The organism is Stenotrophomonas sp. GD03680 (assembly GCF_029844625.1).
Lineage (GTDB): Bacteria > Pseudomonadota > Gammaproteobacteria > Xanthomonadales > Xanthomonadaceae > Stenotrophomonas > Stenotrophomonas maltophilia_P.
The window spans coordinates 185129-204730 of the sequence record NZ_JAOCKC010000002.1 but is presented as its reverse complement, the minus strand read 5'-3'; the positions used below and the strand labels follow the sequence as shown (position 1 = coordinate 204730).

At 67.7% G+C, this 19602-nt stretch carries 19 protein-coding genes; 7 read left to right on the top strand and 12 right to left on the bottom strand.

The genetic code is table 11. From position 1 onward, the window contains the following. Window positions 1-49 precede the first annotated feature (49 nt). Window positions 50-442, top strand: a complete 393-nt coding sequence (locus N5J29_RS03345) for a c-type cytochrome (protein ID WP_053517750.1) — start codon at window positions 50-52, stop codon at window positions 440-442. Window positions 443-451: 9 nt separating this feature from the next. Further along, the gene (locus tag N5J29_RS03340) at window positions 452-913 is read left to right on the top strand and encodes a cytochrome c (protein ID WP_053517751.1); all 462 of its coding nucleotides are present in this window, start codon (window positions 452-454) and stop codon (window positions 911-913) included. Window positions 914-1042: 129 nt separating this feature from the next. Here the strand turns inward: N5J29_RS03340 and N5J29_RS03335 are convergent, their stop codons facing one another. Together N5J29_RS03335 and N5J29_RS03330 are read right to left on the bottom strand one after the other, a co-directional pair. Further along, a complete protein-coding gene (locus tag N5J29_RS03335) occupies window positions 1043-2923 on the bottom strand; it encodes an ATP-binding cassette domain-containing protein (RefSeq protein WP_279924095.1) in 1881 nt (626 codons plus the stop codon). A 51-nt stretch (window positions 2924-2974) separates the two neighbouring features. Beyond that, entirely contained in the window at window positions 2975-3850 is an 876-nt protein-coding gene (locus N5J29_RS03330; RefSeq protein WP_065181327.1) for a LysR family transcriptional regulator, read from the bottom strand. 102 nt (window positions 3851-3952) lie between these two features. Between N5J29_RS03330 and N5J29_RS03325 the strand changes: the two genes are divergently transcribed. After that, on the top strand, window positions 3953-5032 hold the full coding sequence (locus tag N5J29_RS03325) for a YeiH family protein (RefSeq protein ID WP_164152928.1): 1080 nt from the start codon (window positions 3953-3955) through the stop codon (window positions 5030-5032). Window positions 5033-5101: 69 nt separating this feature from the next. Further along, window positions 5102-6478 (top strand): ATP-dependent RNA helicase DbpA, encoded by a 1377-nt coding sequence (gene dbpA, locus N5J29_RS03320; protein ID WP_111185644.1) that lies wholly within the window; start codon window positions 5102-5104, stop codon window positions 6476-6478. 80 nt (window positions 6479-6558) lie between these two features. Here the strand turns inward: dbpA and N5J29_RS03315 are convergent, their stop codons facing one another. Continuing rightward, the gene (locus tag N5J29_RS03315) at window positions 6559-7098 is read right to left on the bottom strand and encodes an adenine phosphoribosyltransferase (RefSeq protein ID WP_053517758.1); all 540 of its coding nucleotides are present in this window, start codon (window positions 7096-7098) and stop codon (window positions 6559-6561) included. 296 nt (window positions 7099-7394) lie between these two features. Here N5J29_RS03315 and N5J29_RS03310 point away from each other — a divergent pair, with 296 nt between their 5' ends. Together N5J29_RS03310 and N5J29_RS03305 are read left to right on the top strand one after the other, a co-directional pair. Continuing rightward, the gene (locus N5J29_RS03310) at window positions 7395-9812 is read left to right on the top strand and encodes a membrane-bound PQQ-dependent dehydrogenase, glucose/quinate/shikimate family (RefSeq protein WP_164152929.1); all 2418 of its coding nucleotides are present in this window, start codon (window positions 7395-7397) and stop codon (window positions 9810-9812) included. Between the two features lie 101 nt (window positions 9813-9913). After that, complete coding sequence (locus tag N5J29_RS03305) at window positions 9914-10771, top strand: IclR family transcriptional regulator C-terminal domain-containing protein (RefSeq protein ID WP_164152939.1); 858 nt, start codon at window positions 9914-9916, stop codon at window positions 10769-10771. 107 nt (window positions 10772-10878) lie between these two features. Here the strand turns inward: N5J29_RS03305 and N5J29_RS03300 are convergent, their stop codons facing one another. The 9 genes from N5J29_RS03300 to N5J29_RS03260 form a co-directional block, all read right to left on the bottom strand. Next, window positions 10879-11595 carry a haloacid dehalogenase-like hydrolase gene (locus N5J29_RS03300; RefSeq protein WP_053515578.1) on the bottom strand — a complete coding sequence of 239 codons (717 nt, stop codon included), beginning with the start codon at window positions 11593-11595 and terminating at the stop codon, window positions 10879-10881. Further along, the gene (trpC, locus tag N5J29_RS03295) at window positions 11592-12386 is read right to left on the bottom strand and encodes an indole-3-glycerol phosphate synthase TrpC (protein ID WP_164151962.1); all 795 of its coding nucleotides are present in this window, start codon (window positions 12384-12386) and stop codon (window positions 11592-11594) included. Before trpC ends, N5J29_RS03300 begins: the two co-directional genes overlap by 4 nt. Window positions 12387-12460: 74 nt before the next feature. Beyond that, window positions 12461-13492 carry an anthranilate phosphoribosyltransferase gene (gene trpD / locus N5J29_RS03290; RefSeq protein WP_164151959.1) on the bottom strand — a complete coding sequence of 344 codons (1032 nt, stop codon included), beginning with the start codon at window positions 13490-13492 and terminating at the stop codon, window positions 12461-12463. An 18-nt stretch (window positions 13493-13510) separates the two neighbouring features. Then, on the bottom strand, window positions 13511-14098 hold the full coding sequence (locus tag N5J29_RS03285) for an aminodeoxychorismate/anthranilate synthase component II (RefSeq protein WP_074900025.1): 588 nt from the start codon (window positions 14096-14098) through the stop codon (window positions 13511-13513). A gap of 108 nt (window positions 14099-14206) precedes the next feature. Continuing rightward, on the bottom strand, window positions 14207-15682 hold the full coding sequence (gene trpE, locus N5J29_RS03280) for an anthranilate synthase component I (RefSeq protein ID WP_111186826.1): 1476 nt from the start codon (window positions 15680-15682) through the stop codon (window positions 14207-14209). 175 nt (window positions 15683-15857) lie between these two features. Then, window positions 15858-16787, bottom strand: coding sequence for a lipid kinase YegS (yegS, locus tag N5J29_RS03275; protein WP_164151958.1), 930 nt, complete (start codon window positions 16785-16787; stop codon window positions 15858-15860). 206 nt (window positions 16788-16993) lie between these two features. Further along, complete coding sequence (locus N5J29_RS03270) at window positions 16994-17476, bottom strand: GNAT family N-acetyltransferase (protein ID WP_065174518.1); 483 nt, start codon at window positions 17474-17476, stop codon at window positions 16994-16996. Window positions 17477-17488: 12 nt separating this feature from the next. After that, window positions 17489-18166: a ribulose-phosphate 3-epimerase gene (rpe, locus tag N5J29_RS03265; protein WP_065174373.1), complete on the bottom strand. Its 678-nt coding sequence runs from the start codon at window positions 18164-18166 to the stop codon at window positions 17489-17491. 29 nt (window positions 18167-18195) lie between these two features. Continuing rightward, window positions 18196-18525 (bottom strand): DnaJ domain-containing protein, encoded by a 330-nt coding sequence (locus tag N5J29_RS03260; RefSeq protein WP_005411327.1) that lies wholly within the window; start codon window positions 18523-18525, stop codon window positions 18196-18198. Between the two features lie 141 nt (window positions 18526-18666). On the opposite strand from N5J29_RS03260, the gene N5J29_RS03255 reads away from it, so the two are divergent. Further along, complete coding sequence (locus N5J29_RS03255) at window positions 18667-19593, top strand: phosphoribosylaminoimidazolesuccinocarboxamide synthase (protein ID WP_053515559.1); 927 nt, start codon at window positions 18667-18669, stop codon at window positions 19591-19593. Window positions 19594-19602: the final 9 nt, after the last annotated feature.

Here is a 19602-nt window from a genome sequence, read left to right as displayed (position 1 = left end):
CCGTACCCCACGCCGGAACGACCAGACCCGAATCCCCGGAAACGACATCATGCGCCCGCAGCCGCTCGCCGCTTGTCTCGCTCTGGCCGTCCTCCTGCCCCTCGGGGCCGCCGCACAGCCCGCTCCAGCTACCACGACCGCAGCACCCGCCCCAGCCCCGGCACCCGCCGCTGCTGCCGCCGCCGCACCTGCCGGCAATTACGACAATGGCCGGGTGCTGGCCTACACCTGCCAGGGGTGCCATGGCATCACCGGTTACAAGAACGCCTACCCGAGTTACCGGGTACCGAAGATCGGTGGCCAGACCCAGCAGTACCTGACCCAGGCCCTGACCGAGTACCGCCAGGGCAAGCGCCGGCATCCGACGATGCAGGCCCAGTCGATGAGTTTCAGCGAACAGGAGATCGCCGATCTCTCTGTTTACCTGTCCACCGTCAAGTAAGGCCCGCCCATGTCGAAAGCCGCGCATCCACTGCGTCATGCCATCGCCCTGTCCGTCGCCCTGCTGCTGGCGGCCTGCTCGCAGTCACAGGTGGAGAACAGCGAGAAATCCGCCGCCGATCCGGGCCATGCCAGCGGCGAGCACGGCTCTTCATCGTCGGCAGGCCTGCCCACCGGCCGTGAGGCTGCCGGTGAAGCCCGGGCCAAGGTGAAGGGCAAGGCCACCAACCAGAGCTGCATCGATTGCCATGGTGCCGACGGCAACGCCCCGATCGATCCGACCTACCCGAAACTGGGTGGGCAGTACGGTGATTACCTCGCGCATGCGCTGCAGGCCTACCGTTCCGGCGACCGCCAGCACGCGTTGATGACGCCGCAGGCGACGGACCTGAGCGATCAGGACATCGCCGACCTGGCGGCGTACTTCGGCAGCCGGCCAAGCCAGCTGCGGGATCTGCACGGGGTCAAATAGGATCAGGGCGCCGTGGCGCCCTTGCATCCCTGGCGCCGGGCCATGCCCGGCGGAACGCCAGAAGCCCGCGCTGTGCGCCCGCGGGGCATGGCCCCGCGCTACCCTTGCACCGCCAGCGTCGGTCAACGATCAGCCTTCCAGCTCTTCCCAGCGCGCGTACGCGGCGTCCAGTTCGGCCTGCACCTTGGCCAGCTGCTGCGTGTGTGCCGTCACCTCGGCGCTGCTGCGGGTGTAGAACGAGGGATCATTCATCGCTGAGGTGAGGCCTTCGACGTCACCTTCCAGCTTCTCGATCGTCTTCGGCAGCTGCTCCAGTTCGCGCGCTTCCTTGTAGCTGAGCTTGCGCTTGACCGCGGCAGGTTCCGCGGCAGCCACAGGCGCAGCCGCTGCCGCCGGCCTGGCTGCGGCGGGCACTGCTGCCGCTGCGGTACTGGCCGCGTAGCGCTGCCAGTCGGTATAGCCTCCAACGTACTCGCCGATCACGCCGTCGCCCTCCATCACCAGCGTGGACGTCACCACGTTGTCGATGAAATCACGATCGTGGCTGACCAGCAGCAGCGTGCCGGTGTACTCGCCAAGCAGCTCTTCCAGCAGCTCAAGCGTTTCCACGTCCAGGTCGTTGGTGGGTTCGTCCATCACCAGCAGGTTGGACGGCTGCGCGAACAGCTTGGCCAGCAGCAGGCGGTTGCGCTCCCCACCGGACAGCCGGGTGATCGGCGCGCGCGCGCGCTCGGGCGTGAACATGAAGTCCTGCAGATAGGCATGCACGTGCTTCCGCTTGCCGTTGAACTCGAGGAAATCACGGCCTTCGGCCACGTTCTCGATGGCGCTCCAGTCCTCGCGCAACACGGCACGATACTGGTCGAAATAGGCCACCTGCAGGTTGGTGCCGGCGTTGACCTCGCCCTTCTGCGGCTGCAGTTCACCCAGCAGCAGCTTCAACAGGGTGGTCTTGCCGCTGCCGTTGGGGCCGATCAGGCCGATCCGGTCGCCGCGCAGGATGGTGGTGGTGAAGTCGCGGACCATGGTGCGGTCGCCGAACGCGAACGAAATGTCCTTGACGTCGATGACCTTCTTGCCGGAGCTCACGCCCTGTGCCCCTTCCATCCGGACATTGCCGCTCAGCTCGCGTCGCTGCGACCGTTCGGTGCGCATCGCTTTCAGCCGGCGCACGCGACCTTCATCGCGGGTGCGGCGCGCCTTGATGCCCTGCCGGATCCACACTTCTTCCTGTGCCAGCAGCTTGTCGAAGCGCGCGTTCTCCTGCGCCTGCGCGTTGAGGCGCTCTTCGCGGCGGCGTTCGTAGTTGGCCCAGTCGCCGGGCCAGCTGGTGACCTGGCCGCGATCGATCTCGACGATGCGGGTGGCCAGCGCACGCAGGAAGCGGCGGTCATGGGTGACGAACACCACGCTGCCGCTCCAGCCCTTCAGGAATGCTTCCAGCCAGTCGATGGCTTCGATGTCCAGGTGGTTGGTCGGCTCGTCCAGCAGCAGCAGGTCCGGGCTGGAGACCAGCGCGCGGCCCAACAGGACGCGGCGCTTCATGCCACCGGACAGGCGCGCGAACTCCGCATCGCCATCCAGGTCGAGCTTGGTCAGTGTCTCGGCCACGCGCTGGTCCAGACCCCAGCCATTGGCCGCGTCGATCTTGGCCTGCACCCGGCCGAGTGCATCGCCGTCGAACTCGTCGGCATGGCTGAGGTGGTGGAACTCGGCCAGCCACTGGCCCAGCTCACCCAGGCCATCGGCCACCACGTCGAACACCGAGCCGGCCGCGCCGTGCGGCACTTCCTGTTCCAGGCGGGTCACACGGACGCCCTGCTGGACGCGTACTTCGCCATCATCGGGCTTGTGGTCGCCGGACAGGAGCTTGAGCAGGGTGGATTTGCCGGCGCCGTTGCGGCCGATCAGGGCGATGCGTTCACCCGGCTCGATCGACAGTTCGGCTTTTTCCAGCAACAACGGGCCGCCGACGCTGAAGTCGACGTTCTGCAGAGTAATCAGAGGCATCCGGATATTGTACGGGTTGGGGGCGCCGGCCGGGCTGCTCCCGGAGATCGATCAGCCCACCTCCCCCAGCAACGCCTGCAGACCCGGCAACCATTGCTTGCCGGGGTGGCGCACCAGCCACAGCGTGCGCTGCAGCGCGGGTAGCGGGGTATCCAGCACACGCAGGCGACCCAGTGCCAGCGGCTCCTCCAATGCGTGACGTGACAGGCAGGCCACGCCGAGGCCGGCGATCGCGGCTTGCTTGATCGCCTCGGTATTGCCCAGCTGCAGGGTCTGCGCGAAGCCGCGCAGATGCGGCAGAAGCGCCTGCTCCACGGCCTCGCGGGTGCCGGACCCGGGTTCGCGCAGCAGCCAGCGCGCCGCGCGCAGATCCTCCAGCGACCAGCGCGCCGCCGCGTCGGCGGCGGCAACGATCACCAGCGGATCCTGCTGCCACGCGGTCACCTGCAAACCCCGCTCGTGGCATGGCCCCTCGATCAGGCCGGCATCCACATCCAGCCGCTGGACGGCGGCGACCACGCCGGCGCTGTTGTCGATGCGCAGATCGACTTCCGCCTGTGGCGCCTGCCGCAACAGGTCGGCGATGCGCGCCGGCAGCAGGTAGTTGCCGATGGTGGTGCTGGCCGCCAGCACCAGCCGCAACGGTGCCCCCTGCGCGGGGTCCCCGCCGGCAGCGAGCTGGCGCTCGAGATCAACGGCATTGACCAGCAGCGCGCGGGCCGGTTCCAGCAGCGCGCGGCCATGGCCGTTCAGCACCAGGCGGCGACCGACACGGTCGAACAGGGGCGTGCCGAAGTGCGCCTCCAGCTCCTGCAGGGCGGCACTGCTGGCCGACTGCGAGAGCGCGATGGCCTGGCCGGCCGCGGAGGTACTTCCATGGTCGGCAATGGCGACGAAGACCTGTAGCTGGCGCAGAGTCAGGCGCATGGCATTTACCTATAAATCAGGTAGATTCTACTTATATTATTCGTTTTACAGGTCATTGGCGCAGGCGCACGCTTTTCATCGTTCCCCCACACCGGTCCCGCGATGAGCACCTCCACCCCCTCCACCTGGTCCCTGCCCGTTCTGCGGCAGCGCTGGCAGCCGCGCCTGCCCGGGCTGCTGCTGGCGGGCCTGCTCGCTGCGGCATCGCTTCATCTGGCGGACCTGCCATGGCTGCAGGCGCATGGCCTGAGCGCGCTGACCGTGGCGATCGTCGCCGGTATCGCGGTCGGCAATACCCTCTACCCGCGGCTGGCGCCGCGCAGCGCGGCAGGCATCGGCTTCGCCAAGCACTGGCTGCTGCGTGCCGGCATTGTGCTGTATGGCCTGCGCCTGACGTTCCAGGACATCGGCCATGTCGGCATCGCCGGCGTGCTGATGGACGTGCTGGTGGTCGCCAGCACATTTGGCCTGGCCTGTTGGCTGGGCACGCGCGTGTTCAGGATGGAGCGTGAGGCGGCGATGCTGATCGGCGCCGGCAGTGCCATCTGTGGCGCGGCGGCAGTGATGGCGGCCGAGCCGGTGGTGCGTGGTCGTGCGGCACAGGTAACGGTGGCGGTATCGACCGTGGTGGTGTTCGGTACGCTTGCCATGTTCCTGTATCCGGCGCTGTATGCGTTGCTGCAGTCGCACGGCTGGCTGGCGATGGGCGCGCAGCAGTACGGCCTGTTCACTGGGGCGACCGTGCACGAAGTGGCGCAGGTGGTGGCTGCCGGCCGTGCCGTGGGTGAGGCGGCTGCCGATACCGCCGTCATCACCAAGATGGTCCGGGTGATGCTGCTTGCGCCCTTCCTGGTCGTGCTGTCGCTCTGGCTGGCACGCGGCAGCAGGGCAACGTCCGAGGGCAGCAAGGCCCGCATCGTTGTGCCGTGGTTCGCGTTCGGTTTCGTCGCCGTGGCCGGCATGAACTCGCTGCAGCTGCTGCCCGCCGGACTTCACGCAGCGCTGGTGCAGCTGGACACGGTGCTGCTGGCGATGGCGATGGCGGCGCTGGGCGTGACCACCCATGTCTCCGCGCTGCGCCAGGCGGGCCTGAAGCCGCTGCTGCTGGCGCTGCTCCTGTTCGCCTGGCTGCTGTTCGGTGGCCTGGCGATCCACCAGGGCGTGCTGGCGATGCTGCACTGAGCGCAGGTCTGCCGATACGGCCGCTGCCCCGGGAGACGGTGACGGCCGCGCGCGCAGGTACAATGCGCCATGACTGATTTCTCGACCCTGCCGCTGAGCCCGGCCCTGCAGCCCGGCCTGGATGCCCTCGGCTACACCACCCTGACCCCTGTGCAGGCCCAGAGCCTGCCCGCCATCCTCGATGGCCGCGACGTGATCGCGCAGGCTCCGACCGGCAGCGGCAAGACCGCTGCGTTTGGCCTGGGGCTGCTGCAGGCGATCGATCCGAGCCTGATCCGCGTGCAGGCGCTGGTGCTGTGCCCGACCCGCGAACTGGCCGACCAGGTCGGCAAGCAGATCCGCAAGCTGGCCACCGGCATCCCCAACCTGAAGCTGCTGCTGCTGGTCGGCGGCGTGCCGCTGGGACCGCAGCTGGCTTCGCTGGAAGGCCACGACCCGCACGTGGTGGTCGGCACCCCTGGCCGCGTGCAGGAGCTGGCACGCAAGCGCGCGCTGAATCTTGGCGCGGTGCGCACGCTGGTGCTGGACGAAGCCGATCGCATGCTCGACATGGGCTTTGAAGAGCCCATCCGCGAAATCGCCGGACGCACCCACAAGGACCGGCAGAGCCTGCTGTTCTCGGCCACCTTCCCCGACAGCATCCGTGCCATTGCACGTGATCTGCTGCGCGATGCCGTTGAAGTCACGGTGGAAGGCGCTGACCAGGCGCCGGCCATCCGCCACCTGTTCTGCGAGGTCGAGCCGGCCCATCGGCAGAAGGCGCTGGCCGGCCTGCTGCTCAAGTACACGCCCGAATCGGCGGTGGTGTTCTGCAATACCCGCAAGGACGTGGATGAGGTCGCCCATTCGCTGCAGCAGTTCGGCTTCTCGGCGCTGGCCCTGCACGGTGACATGGAGCAGCGTGACCGTGAGGAAGTGCTGCTGCTCCTGGCCAACCGCAGTTGCAACGTGCTGGTCGCCAGCGACGTCGCCGCGCGCGGTCTGGACGTGGAAGAGCTGGCGGCGGTGATCAACTACGAGCTGCCGACCGATGTCGAAAGCTACCAGCACCGCGTTGGACGTACCGGCCGTGCCGGCGCCAGCGGCCTGGCCATCAGCCTGGTGGCGGGCCGCGAAAAGACCCGCGCCGAAGCGATCGAAGCACAGATGGGGCGCTCGCTGGACTGGCAGAAAACGCCGCTGGCGACGTCACGCCCCGCCGAGTTGCCGCAGGCAGCGATGCGCACCCTGCGCATCGACGGTGGCAAGACAGACAAGCTGCGCCCGGGCGACATCCTCGGCGCCTTGACCGGCGACGCCGGCCTGTCGGGCAAGTTCATCGGCAAGATCGCGATCTTCCCGACCCGCTCCTACGTGGCGATTGCGCGCGAGCAGGCCAGCAAGGCCGTGGCGAAACTGGAGGCCGGCAAGATCAAGGGCCGCCGCTTCCGCGTACGGATGATGTAAGGCCCAGCGACAGGTAGCGCCGGGCCATGCCCGGCGGCAGTTCCAGATCCGGTAGCGCCGGGCCATGCCCGGCGACAGTCTCAGAACACCAGCTCGGTGTGCAGCGGCAGGTCCGCCTGCCAACGGGCGCGGCCACCCAGGCCATCCAGCTCGACCAGGACGCCAGCACCGACCACGTCCACGCCCAGCCGGCGCACCAGCGACAATGCGGCCACCAGCGTGCCGCCGGTCGCCAGCACGTCATCGATGATCGCCACGCGCGCGCCGGCCGCCAGCGCATCGGCATGCACTTCGATGCAGTCGCTGCGGTACTCCAGTGTGTATTCCTCGCGCAGCACCTGGCCGGGCAGCTTGCCCGGCTTGCGCACCGGCACGAAGCCGACGCCCAGTTCCAGTGCCATCGCGGCGCCCAGGATGAAACCACGCGATTCGATACCCACCACCGCGTCCAGCTTCTGGTCGCGCCAGCGGTCGGCCATCGCGCGGATGGCATCACGGAAGTCCTCGCCGTGCGCGAGCAGCGGCATGATGTCCTTGAACAGGATGCCGGGCTTGGGGAAATCGGCGATGTCGCGCAGGCGCGAGGCCCACGCGGGGACGGCCACGGTGGCGTCGGTCATTGCAGCTACCAGCTTGTATGGCGGCATAGGGTAACCGGTTCGTCCGTACGCTGCCCGTTCCCGGCATCTTCGCGCCGCTGCGTTCCATCAATGGCGCCACAGCATCACGCAAAAATCGCACACGCGTGCGATAATCGCCGTGATCGGTCATTCACCCGCCTTGCGTCATAAGCAGATCGACGCCTGCACGCCGTCACGGCCCGCAGCCGCCCTGGATGCCGTCGGCCCCCGCCACGCCTGGCGCGCGCGGGGCTTCCCCGCCTTCGCGCGGGTTCCTGCAATGAGGTTCATGCAACGTGGACGAGACGACGAAGGTTCCGGCCGTGTGCCGTGTGCTGGTGATCCTGCTCGGCATCCTGGTGACGCTGTTCGGCCTGGCTCTGCTGGTCGGCGGCGTACGCCTGGTGCAGCTGGGGGGCAGCTGGTACTTCCTGCTGATGGGTGTAGCGTCTGCCGTGGCCGGCGTGCTGCTGGTGATGCGCCGGCCGAACGGTGCGCTGCTGTACGGCCTGGCGTTCGTGGCCACGCTGCTGTGGGCGCTGGTGGATGCCGGCTGGAATTTCTGGCCGCTGGTTTCGCGCCTGGTGATGCCCGCCGTGCTCGCCCTGCTGGTCGCCTTGGCCTGGCCGGTGCTGCGCCGCAGCCGCGGCCAGGTGTCCGGTCGCGGCGCCTATGGCGTGGCTGCAGTGCTGCTGGTGGGTCTGCTGGGTACTGCATTCGCAGCGTTCCAGCCGCGTCCCGTGCAGGCGGCGCAGGGCACCACACCCCCCGTAGTGCCCGTGGCCAAGGGCGCTGAACAGCGCGACTGGATGCACTGGGGCAATACCACCGCCGGTACCCGCTTTGCCGCACTGGACCAGATCACCCCGGCCAATGTGAAAGAGCTACAGGTGGCCTGGACCGCGCGTACCGGCGATGTACCGGAAAGCAACGGCTTCGGCGCCGAAGACCAGAACACCCCGCTGCAGATCGGCGACACCCTGTACCTGTGCACCCCGCACAACCAGGTGATCGCCGTTGATGCCGATTCGGGCAAGCAGCGCTGGGCCTTCGATCCCAAGGCCACCGCACCGAACTGGCAGCGTTGCCGGGGCCTGGGCTATTTCGATGCGACTACCGCACCGGCCGCCGCGACGACGGCTGCACCGGCACCAGTGCCGGCCACTGACGTGGCGAGCACCGGCCCGGCGCTGTGCGGGAAGCGCATCCTGATGACCTCCATCGACGCCCGCCTGTTCGCGCTGGATGCGAACACCGGTGCCCTTTGCCCGGACTTTGGCAGCAACGGGGTGGTCGACCTGAAGGTCGGCATGGGCGAGATCAAGCCCGGTTTCTACACCCTCACCGCCGCGCCGCTGGTGGCGGGCGAGCTGATCGTGGTCGGCGGCCGGGTGGCCGACAACATCGAAGTGGGTGAACCGTCCGGCGTGGTGCGTGCGTACAACGTGCGCACCGGTGAGCTGGTCTGGATCTGGGATCTTTCAAAGGAGACCCCGGACGTGCCGCTGGATCCGTCGATCCACTACACCCGTGCGACGCCGAATGTGTGGACGTCGATGGCCTACGACCCGCAACTGGGCCTGGTCTACCTGCCCACCGGCAACACCACGCCGGACCAGTGGGCCGGCGAACGCACGCCGCAGGACGACAAGTACAGCTCTGCCGTGGTCGCGCTCGACGTCGCCACCGGCAAGGAACGCTGGGTGTACCAGACCGTACACCACGATCTGTGGGACTACGATCTGCCCGCGCAGCCGACCCTGATCGATGTACCCGACGGCAAGGGCGGCACATTGCCGGCGCTGCTGCAGGTCACCAAGGCCGGGCAGATCTTCATGCTCAACCGGCAGACCGGCGTGCCGATCAGCGAAGTGCGCGACATTCCGGCGCCGCAGGGCAACGCCGAGGGCGAGCGCTACGCCGCCACCCAGCCGCTGTCGGTGGGCCTGCCGCAGATCGGCGCGGAAACGCTGACCGAGTCGGACATGTGGGGAGCCACCCCGATCGACCAGATGCTGTGCCGCATCCAGTTCAAGCAGTTCCGCTACGACGGCATGTACACGCCGCCGGGCGAAGACCTGGCGCTGCAATGGCCGGGTTCGCTGGGCGGCATGAACTGGGGCAGCGCCTCGGTCGACCCGACCACGGGCTATCTGTTCGTCAATGACATGCGCCTGGGCCTGTGGACCAAGCTGATTCCGCGCGCGCAGATGAGCAGCGGCGACGGCGGCGTGGAAATGGGCGCGGCCTCGCAGACCGGCACGCCCTATGGTTCGCTGCGCGACCGCTTCCTGTCCAAGCTTGGCATTCCCTGCCAGAAGCCCCCGTTCGGCACGATGTCGGCGATCAACCTGGCGACCCGCAAACTGGTCTGGCAGGTACCGGTGGGCACGGTGAAGGACACCGGTCCGATGGGCATCAAGATGGGCCTGTCGATCCCGATCGGCATGCCGACCCTGGGCGGTTCGCTGGCCACCCAGTCAGGCCTGCTGTTCTTCGCGGGCACGCAGGATTACTACCTGCGTGCCTACGACAGCCGTACCGGCGATGAGCTGTGGAAGGCACGCATGCCGGTGGGTAGCCAGGGCACGCCGATGACCTATGTCTCGCCAAAGACCGGCCGTCAGTACGTGGTGATCTCCGCCGGTGGCGCCCGCCAGTCGCCGGACCGCGGCGATTACGTGATTGCCTACGCGCTGCCCGAGCACAGGTGAACCCTGCCCCGTAGCGTCGCCTGCCAGGCGGCGCTACCCGGGTACCGGTTGCTGGTGCGAGCGCTTACCATGCAAGGTCGAACCCGATGAAAGCTGCTGCCATGCCTGCCGCCGTTCCTCCCAGCCGTCGCCCCAAGCGCGCTCCTGCCCCGCCGCAGGACCGTGGCCTGGCCCATGAGCTGATGCAGCAGATCCAGGACAACCAGGGCGATCCGGACTTCATGACATCGCTCGGTCGCGGCCTGGCCGTGCTGAGCGTGTTCTCGCAGCACCCGCGCGAAGTGACCATGTCACAGATCAGCACCGATACCGGCATCTCGCGTGCCGCGGTGCGGCGCGTGCTGTATACGCTGGAAAAGCTGGGCTATGTCGGCGAACAGGGCCGTGGCTACGTGCTGCTGCCGCGCGTGCTGGGCATGGGCGGTGCCTATGTGGCGTCGTCGTCGATGACCGCCGCAGCGCAGCCGGTGCTCGACGCCCTGCGCGACGACGTGCATGAATCCTGCTCGCTGGGCGTGCTGGACGGCGACGACATCCTGTACGTGGCACGTGCGGAAACCGTGCGCATCATGTCGATTGGACTGCGCGCGGGCAGCCGTCTGCCTGCCTACTGCACATCGATGGGCCGCGTGTTGCTCGCGGCGTTGCCGCGCGACACGCTGGAAGGCTATCTGGAACGCAATCCGCTGCGGCCGCGCACCGAGCGCACCATCACCCGCATGGATGATTTCCTGGACACGCTGGAGAAGGTGCGCCGCGAAGGTGTGTCCCTGGTCGACCAGGAACTGGAGATCGGCCTGCGCTCGATCGCAGTGCCTGTGCGTTCGCGCAGCGGTGACGTGATTGGTGCGTTGAACATCGGCACCCAGGCGGGCCGTATCGGTCTGGGCGTGATGCAGACCCAGCTGCTGCCGCGCCTGCGCGAAGCGGCGCAGCGATTGGGCACGTTGTTGAATTGAGGCACGCCGCCGGGCATGGCCCGGCGTCATCGTGGGCCGCTGCGCTCGCCCGGCGGAAGTGGGCCGCGTTGTGGTAGCGCCGGGCCATGCCCGGCGGGCCCGGTGGATCAGGCCTTGTCGCCGCCGCGGTCGACGCAGCCCCAGTTGAGGATGCGGGTGCCCGCCGGCAGTACGCTGCGGAAGAACGCCACCTTGCCCGGCTTCGGGTTGACCACCACCGGCGCCTTCGCCGCCAGCAGCAGCGGCAGATCCGCAGTGCTGTCGGAGTAGGCAATGTCGATGTCGCCATAGCCACGTTCACGCAGCATGCGCATCTTCTCTTCGTTGTGGCAGTGACGGGTCGGCCCCACCCCTCCCAGGCGCGGCCCGACCTCCGTGCCGATGACCGGCACGTCCTGGTGCGCAACGAAGGCCAGGATCGCGCGGGCCAGTTCGGGCGGGGCGCCCGTGGCCACCACCACGCGATCCCCCTTTGCACGGTGCGCGGCGAACACCTCCAGCGCCTGCGGCAGCAGCTTGGCGCGCATCTGCGCCTCGTTCCTGATCACGTAGGCGTCGATCACCCGGTTGAACTCGCGCGCACGATGCAGGCCGAAGCTGCCGATCCACACGTAGATCGAAATGCCGGCACGGCGGGTCGGCAGCATCGCCACCATAGGCCCGGCAATCGGGGTGACCAGCAGCGCCGCGAGCATGCGCAACGGGTTGCGCTTGATCAGCGAGGCGAACAGGTGCGTGCCCGAATCACCGTCGTACAGGGTGTGATCGAAGTCGAAGACCACCAGCGGCGCATCCGCGCGTGGCGTCGGGTAATGCGTTTTCATGCCGCGAAGAATAGCTGACGCAGGCCCTCGCCCGGCTCTTCCACGCGCATGAAGGCCTCGCCGACCAGGAACGCGTGGATGCCGGCATCACGCATCAGCGCCACGTCCTGGGGCCCGAGGATGCCGCTCTCGGTCACCAGCAGGCGGTCGCGCGGCACGGCCAGGCGCATGTCCAGGGTGGTCTGCAGCGAGACCTCGAAGGTGCGCAGGTTGCGGTTGTTGATGCCGATCATCGGCGCCGGCACCTGCAGCGCACGCTCCAGCTCGTCGATGTCGTGCACTTCCACCAGCACGTCCATGCCCAGCGACAGTGCCAGTTCCGACAGCGTGGCCAGCTGGGTATCGTCCAGCGCCGCCACGATCAGCAGGATGCAGTCAGCGCCCAGCACGCGCGCCTCGTACACCTGGTAGGCATCGATCACGAAGTCCTTGCGCAGCACCGGCAGCGTGCAGGCCTCGCGGGCCTGCTGCAGGTAGGCGTCGGCGCCCTGGAAGAAATCCACGTCGGTCAGCACCGACAGGCAGCTGGCACCACCGAACTCGTAGCTGACCGCGATGTCGGCCGGGCGGAAATCCGGGCGGATCACGCCCTTGGAGGGGCTGGCCTTCTTCACTTCGGCGATCACCGCGGGGTCGCCGTTGGCCACCGCCGCCTGCAACGCGCGCACGAAGCCACGTACCGGCGGGGCGCTGGCCACGGCGGCCTGAAGCTCCTCGAGCGGGCGCTGGGCGCGACGCTGGGCTACTTCTTCGGCCTTGCGGGCCAGGATCGTCTGCAGGATGTCGCTCATCGTCTTCGGTTCGGTGCGGGGGCGGTGAGGACGGCCATTATCGGCCATCGACGGGGTCAGGCTGAACCACGCGCTCAGGCAACCAGTGCGCGGGTGGTCTCGATGTACTGGTGCAGGCGCTGGCGGGCGCTGCCATTGGCGATCGCGGCGCGGGCGCGGGCCAGGCCATCGCCGATGTCGTCGGCCACGCCGGCCACGTACAGGGCGGCGCCGGCATTGAGCGCGACGATGTCCAGCGCGGGGCCGGGCGTGTTGTCCAGCACCGCGCGCAGCAGGGCGATGGACTGCTCCGGGCCATCCACGCGCAGGTTGCGGCTGGCCGACATGGCGATGCCGAAGTCCTCCGGGTGGATCTCGTACTCGCGCACCTTGCCGGCGCGCAATTCGCCGACCAGGGTGCCGGCGCCCAGCGAGATCTCGTCCATGTTGTCGCGGCCCCAGACCACCATGGCGCGCTCGGTACCCAGTTCGCGCAGCACGCGCGCCTGGATGCCCACCAGATCGGGGTGGAACACGCCCATCAGCACCGACGGTGCGCTGGCCGGATTGGTGAGCGGACCGAGGATGTTGAAGATGGTGCGCACGCCCATCTCGCGGCGCACCGGCGCCACCACCTTCATCGACGGGTGGTGGATCGGCGCGAACATGAAACCGATCCCGGTCCGCTCGATGGCCGCGGCCACCTGCTCCGGCTGCAGCTCGATCACCGCGCCCAGCGCCTCCAGCGCGTCGGCGCTGCCGGACTTGGACGACACGCTGCGGTTGCCATGCTTGGCCACGCGCGCGCCGGCAGCCGCCGCGACGAACATCGCGCAGGTGGAGATGTTGAAGGTATGCGAACCATCGCCCCCCGTGCCGACGATATCGACCAGGTTGGAGGTATCGGCCACCGGCACCGGCCGGGCGAATTCACGCATCACGGTGGCCGCCGCGGCGATTTCGTCCACGGTCTCCTTCTTCACGCGCAGGCCGGTGAGGATGGCTGCCGTCATCATCGGCGAAACATCGCCGCGCATGATCTGCCGCATCAGGTCGACCATCTCGTCGAAGAAGATCTCGCGGTGCTCGATGGTGCGGTGCAAGGCTTCCTGGGGGGAGAAGCTCATCGGGATTGCTCCTTGGACTCAGGCGGCCGGTCGCTGCAGGAAATTGCGCAGCAGGGCGTGGCCGTGTTCGGTGAGGATGGATTCGGGGTGGAACTGCACGCCTTCCACCGGGAAGTGGCGATGGCGCAGGCCCATGATCTCTTCGATCGAGCCGTCGTCGTTCTCCGTCCAAGCGGTCACTTCCAGCACATCGGGCAGGCTGTTCTTGTCCACCACCAGCGAGTGGTAACGGGTAGCCTGGTAGCGGTCCGGCAGGCCGGCGAAGACGCCCTTGCCTTCATGGCGGATCGGCGAAGTCTTGCCGTGCATGATGTTGCCCGCGCGGATCACCGTGCCGCCGTAGACCTGGCCGATGCCCTGGTGGCCCAGGCACACGCCAAGGATCGGCGTGGTCGGACCGAGGCGCTGGATCAGTTCCAGCGACACACCCGCCTCGTTGGGCGTGCACGGGCCGGGCGAAATGACGATGCGTTCGGGCTTCTGCGCGGCGATCTCATCCACGCTCATTGCATCGTTGCGCACCACCTTCACCTCGGCACCCAGCGTCTGCAGGTACTGCACGAGGTTGTAGGTGAAGCTGTCGTAGTTGTCGATCATCCACAACATGGTCGGGTTCCGTCGCTTATCGGGAGTGGGCGTACACGTGGGTGCCGCACAGGGAGAGGGCCAGGTACAGCGGAGGGTGCCGCAGCGCAGGCCACGGCACGGAGTGCCTTACAGGCCCTTGGCAGCCTGGGCGACGGCGCGGAACAGCGCGCGGCCCTTGTTCATCGTCTCGTCCCATTCCTTGTCCGGGTCCGAGTCGTAGACGATGCCGGCGCCGGCCTGCACGTACAGGCGGCCGTCCTTGATCACCGCGGTGCGGATCGCGATCGCGGTATCGGCATCGCCGTGCCAACCGATGTAGCCGATGCTGCCGGCGTACACATTGCGCTTGATCGGCTCCAGTTCGCGGATCACTTCCAGCGCGCGGATCTTCGGTGCGCCGCTGACGGTGCCGGCCGGGAAGGTGGCGCGCAGCACGTCGGCATAGCTCAAGCCCGGCTGCAGCTGCCCGGTCACCTCGCTGACGATGTGCATGACGTGGCTGTAGCGTTCAATCACGAACTGCTCGCCCACTTCCACCGTGCCGGCCTTTGATACGCGACCGGCATCGTTGCGGCCGAGATCGATCAGCATCAGGTGCTCGGCACGTTCTTTCGGATCGGCCAGCAGCTCGGCTTCCAGTGCCAGGTCCTGCTCGACGGTGGCGCCGCGCGGACGCGTGCCGGCGATCGGGCGTACGGTGACTTCGCCGTCCTGCAGGCGCACCAGGATTTCCGGCGAGGAGCCAACCACCTGCAGGTCGCCGACATCCAGGAAATACATGTACGGCGACGGGTTCAATGCGCGCAGCGCGCGGTACACGTCCACCGGGCGTGCGTTGAACGGCACGCTCAGGCGCTGGCTGAGCACCACCTGGAAGATGTCGCCGGCGCGGATGTATTCCTTGCTGCGCTGGACCGCATCGACGAAGCCATCGCGGGTGAAACCGGAGACGAAATCGGATTCATCCAGCACATCGCTGTTGAGCGGTGCGGGATAACCGGCACCCGGTGCACGCAGCTTTGCGGTGAGCGCATCCAGGCGCGCCTGCGCCTGCTCGAACGCGCCGTGGACGCGCGGGTCCGCGTGCACGATCAGGTACAGGCGGCCCTTGAGATTGTCGAATACCGCCAGCTCGTTGGAGTGCAGCAGCAGGATGTCCGGCGTGCCCAGTTCATCGCGGCCGGCCGGCGGTGCCAGGCGCGGCTCGATATAGCCGATGCACTCGAAACCGAACCAGCCGACCAGGCCACCGGTGAAGCCCGGCAGGCCCTCCAGCTTCGGCACCGAGTGGGCGCTGCGCAGCGCCTCGACTTCGGCAAACGGGTCGGCCACCTCGCGGGTTTCCACCACCTGGCCGTCTTCGCGCACGGTCAGCGTATGGCCATGGAAGGCATACACGCGGCGCGCCGGCAGGCCAATGATCGAGTAACGACCAAAGCGTTCGCCGCCTTCGACGGATTCAAACAGGTAGGTATTGGGGCCGTCGGCGAGCTTCAGATAGACCGAAAGCGGCGTGTCCAGGTCGGACAGCACTTCGCGGACAACGGGAATGTGGGTGTGGCCTTCAGCGGCCTGCAGCTGAAACTGAGCGTGCGAGTTCAAGACGACTTTCCTTCCGGGACACAGCGTTATGGGGGCGGACGACGGCAACGGGCCACCATCGCCACCAACGGCGTGCGGAAGAAAGGGTATGCGGGGTCGTCAGGCTGGACACCCCTTGACTGTATCGCAGCTTGGACGGGAGTGGAACCCCGCAGCGCCAGGCGTGGCAGCCACCTTACGTGGCCAGCAGCGGGCAATCGGCCGGCAGATGCATACGCACCCGGCCAGCCACGCAGTCGATGCGGAACCGCCGCGCCTGCACGGGCTCACCGTCCAGGTTCAGGGTCAGTGGCTGCGCCGACTCGAGCTGCAGCCAGGGCAGCCGGACGCGGGTGGCCACCCGTTCCAGCGCCGCTTCCTTGCCACCTGTCAGCATCTGCCCCAGCGTCGACGCCACCTCCCCCTCCAGTTCGGGTACGACGGTGACATCCAGCAGGCCGTCATCGATCAGTGCCTGTGGGCACAGCTGCTGGCCACCACCGGCCTGCCGGCCGTTGCCGATCCCCAGCGCGATGAAGCCGCCTTCCCAGGCGAAGTCCGGACCGTGCAGACGCGCGGTAATCGGCTCGATCCGCCCCAGCTTGGCGATGCCGGTGATCACGTAGGCCAGGCCACCGAGCATCTTCTTCAGGCCGGCATCGGTTTCCACGGTGACCTGCGTGCCGAAACCGCCACTGGCCAGGTTGGCGCACCACCAGGACGTGCCATCGGCATCCACGCGCAGCAGATCGATGGCATGTGCCGTGGTCTGCCCGATCAGCGCGAGCGCGGCCTCCGGCTCGGTCGGAATGTTCGCCGAGGTGGCGAAGTCATTGGCGGTGCCCATCGGGACCAACGCCAGCGAAGGCAGGGCATCGGCGGATTCATCGCGGTGGGCCAGCGTTTCGGCCACCGCACTGAGCGTGCCGTCGCCGCCTGCCGCCACGATCACGTCTACCCCGTGGTCGATGGCCTCGGCCACGTAACGCTCGGCGTCACCTTCCTCCCAGGTCACCCGTACCTCCAGCTGCACGCCCCGCTCCCGCCAATGGCGCACCGCGTCGCGCAGCTCGTCATTGCCTGCGGACTTGCCGTTGAGGATCAGGCGCCAGCGCGGTGCGGTCATGCGGGGATTCCGGTGTGGGGTGGCACAGGCTAGCAACGCACCGTTTGCCGGCAGTGAATGTCACATGCGTGTCATTCAGCTCCCGGAGAATGGAAGGCCATAGCAGGGACGACGGATGGAGGCAGGATCAGCCTCCCACGCATGCAGCAAGGCCACGCCAACGATGGGCGTGGCCTTTTTTTTGAAGTCGCACCCGGGCGCGATCGTCAGCCGTTGGCGAAATCGTGCAGCGCCTGGCCCTGCAGCCGGTATACGGTCCACTCATCCTGCGGTTTCGCGCCCGCTGCGGTGTAGAACTCGATGGCCGGCGTGTTCCAGTCCAGCACCGACCATTCGAAGCGACCGCAGCCTTCGGCGACCGCCTGCCGCGCGATGTATTTCAGCAGCGCCTTGCCAGCGCCCGCGCCCCGCTGCTGCGGGCTGACATACAGGTCTTCCAGGTAGATGCCCTTGCGGCCCAGCCAGGTGGAGTAGTTGTAGAAATACACCGCATAGCCGATGGCCTCGCCATCGGCTTCACAGATCAGCGCGCGGGCAGTTGCGTCGGGACCGAACAGGCTTTCGGCGATGCCGATCTCGTCGGTCTGCACCGAATGCTCGGCCCGCTCATAGATGGCCAGCTCACGGATGAAGCGCAGGATCAGGCCCGCGTCGGCGGCAGTGGCCGGGCGGATGTTCAACACGGCCACCGTGCTCATGCCTCAGCCCCGCGCCGCAGCGACGTTGGCGCGCATCTGCGCGATCACGTCCTGGTAGGGGGTCTTGGCATTGAAGATGGCCGAGCCGGCGACGAAGGTGTCGGCGCCCGCAGCCGCGATCTCGCCGATGTTGTCGGCCTTCACGCCACCGTCGATTTCCAGGCGGATGTCCTTGCCGCTGGCATCGATCTTCTGGCGGACCACGCGCAGCTTGTCCAGCGCCGAAGGAATGAAGGCCTGGCCGCCGAATCCCGGGTTGACCGACATCAGCAGCACCAGGTCCAGGTCATCCAGCACCCAGTCGAGGATGTCCACCGGCGTGGCCGGGTTCAGCACGATGCCCGGCTTGCAGCCCAGCGAACGGATCAGCTGGATCGTGCGGTGCACGTGGCGGCTGGCCTCCGGATGGAAGCTGATGTAGGTGGCACCGGCTTCGGCGAAGTCCGGGATGATGCGGTCGACCGGCTCGACCATCAGGTGCACGTCGATCGGCGCGGTCACGCCGTGCTTGCGCAGTGCCTGGCAGACCATCGGGCCGATGGTCAGGTTGGGTACGTAATGGTTGTCCATCACGTCGAAGTGGACCCAGTCCGCACCGGCGGCCAGGACGTTGTCGACTTCCTCGCCGAGGCGGGCGAAATCGGCGGACAGGATGGAGGGGGCGATGAGGCAGTGGGACATGGCCGGGCCTTGCAACGAGGGGAAAGGGGTCAGCGCTTGCGCAGGGTCTTGATACGGTCGTAGGCGGCGTTGATGCGCCGCGACTTCTGCTCGGCCTGCTGCTGCAGCTCGGGGGCGGCGCCGCCAAGCTTGTCCGGGTGGTACTGCGAGATCAGCTTGCGGTAGGCGCGCTCGACCTCGGCATCGGTGGCCTCGGAGGTCAGCCCCAGCTCCCGGTACGGGTTCTCCTTGTTCAGGCGGAACCAATCCGAATCAAAGGCATGGCCGATCAGCAGGCCGACCACCGCGCCGAACAGCGGATTGGGCCGGAACAGCAGGGCGCCGGCGATGAATCCGAGCAGTTTTCCGTACCAGCGCATGGCGCTCCGGGGTCGACCGACGAAATGGACGCTCATTTTACGTCACAGCGGGCCCGGACGGCTTTACACTAGGCCGCCCGCTGGTCAGCGGGCCCGCCGGGTCCGTTGGGCAGCCGTATCGACAACGCCCCAGGAGTGCCCGTGCCAACCACGCTGTTGCAATCCGATCTCCCCGGCCTGCCCTTGCGCCACCGCGGCAAGGTGCGTGATGTGTTCGATATCCCGCGCGAGCGGCTGCCTGCAGGGACCCCGCCGGGCGACTACCTGCTGATGGTCGCCACCGATCGCCTGTCGGCGTTCGACGTGGTGCTGCCCGACCCGATCCCGGGCAAGGGCGAAATGCTCTGCCAGGTCTCCAATTTCTGGTTCGCCAAGACCGCGCACCTGATGCCCAATCACCTGACCGGCATCGACGTGGCCAGCGTGCTGCCTGAAGGCGTGGACCCGGCGCTGTACGCCCGGCGCGCCGTGGTCACCCGCAAGCTGAAGCCGGTGCCGGTGGAAGCGATCGCCCGCGGCTACCTGATCGGCAGCGGCTGGAAGGACTACCAGCGCACCGGCAAGGTCAGCGGCATCGACCTGCCCGATGGGCTGCGCCAGGCCGAGCAGCTGCCCGAACCGATCTTCACCCCCTCGACCAAGGCCGCGGTGGGCGACCATGACGAGAACATCGATTTCGATGCGATGGTGCGGCAGGTCGGCGCCGAACTGGCCGAGCGCGTGCGCGATGCCACCCTGCGCATCTACAAGTTCGCCGCCGATTACGCCCGCGAGCGCGGCATCATCCTGGCCGACACCAAGTTCGAGTTCGGCACCGATGCCGACGGCCGCCTGTACATCATGGACGAGATGCTGACGCCGGATTCATCGCGTTACTGGCCGGCCGACGAGTACGAAGTGGGCACCAGCCCGCCCAGCTACGACAAGCAGTTCGTGCGCGATTACCTGGAGACGCTGGACTGGGGCAAGACCGCCCCGGGCCCGAACATCCCGGCGGAGATCATCGAGCGCACCCGCGCCAAGTACGCCGAGGCGCTGCAGCGTTTGGCCGGGATCAGCGTCGACTGATCCCCTGCG

Excerpts from the sequence above, each read along its gene's own strand:
- rpe (WP_065174373.1), bottom strand. The coding sequence starts at position 18,166 with ATGTCCCACTGCCTCATCGCCCCCTCCATCCTGTCCGCCGATTTCGCC.
- dbpA (WP_111185644.1), top strand. The coding sequence starts at position 5,102 with ATGACTGATTTCTCGACCCTGCCGCTGAGCCCGGCCCTGCAGCCCGGC.
- N5J29_RS03285 (WP_074900025.1), bottom strand. The coding sequence starts at position 14,098 with ATGTTGTGGATGATCGACAACTACGACAGCTTCACCTACAACCTCGTG.
- N5J29_RS03260 (WP_005411327.1), bottom strand. The coding sequence starts at position 18,525 with ATGCGCTGGTACGGAAAACTGCTCGGATTCATCGCCGGCGCCCTGCTG.
- trpD (WP_164151959.1), bottom strand. The coding sequence starts at position 13,492 with ATGAGCTTCTCCCCCCAGGAAGCCTTGCACCGCACCATCGAGCACCGC.
- trpC (WP_164151962.1), bottom strand. The coding sequence starts at position 12,386 with ATGAGCGACATCCTGCAGACGATCCTGGCCCGCAAGGCCGAAGAAGTA.
- N5J29_RS03325 (WP_164152928.1), top strand. The coding sequence starts at position 3,953 with ATGAGCACCTCCACCCCCTCCACCTGGTCCCTGCCCGTTCTGCGGCAG.
- N5J29_RS03300 (WP_053515578.1), bottom strand. The coding sequence starts at position 11,595 with ATGAAAACGCATTACCCGACGCCACGCGCGGATGCGCCGCTGGTGGTC.
- N5J29_RS03330 (WP_065181327.1), bottom strand. The coding sequence starts at position 3,850 with ATGCGCCTGACTCTGCGCCAGCTACAGGTCTTCGTCGCCATTGCCGAC.
- N5J29_RS03305 (WP_164152939.1), top strand. The coding sequence starts at position 9,914 with ATGCCTGCCGCCGTTCCTCCCAGCCGTCGCCCCAAGCGCGCTCCTGCC.
- N5J29_RS03345 (WP_053517750.1), top strand. The coding sequence starts at position 50 with ATGCGCCCGCAGCCGCTCGCCGCTTGTCTCGCTCTGGCCGTCCTCCTG.
- N5J29_RS03315 (WP_053517758.1), bottom strand. The coding sequence starts at position 7,098 with ATGACCGACGCCACCGTGGCCGTCCCCGCGTGGGCCTCGCGCCTGCGC.
- N5J29_RS03335 (WP_279924095.1), bottom strand. The coding sequence starts at position 2,923 with ATGCCTCTGATTACTCTGCAGAACGTCGACTTCAGCGTCGGCGGCCCG.
- yegS (WP_164151958.1), bottom strand. The coding sequence starts at position 16,787 with ATGACCGCACCGCGCTGGCGCCTGATCCTCAACGGCAAGTCCGCAGGC.
- N5J29_RS03340 (WP_053517751.1), top strand. The coding sequence starts at position 452 with ATGTCGAAAGCCGCGCATCCACTGCGTCATGCCATCGCCCTGTCCGTC.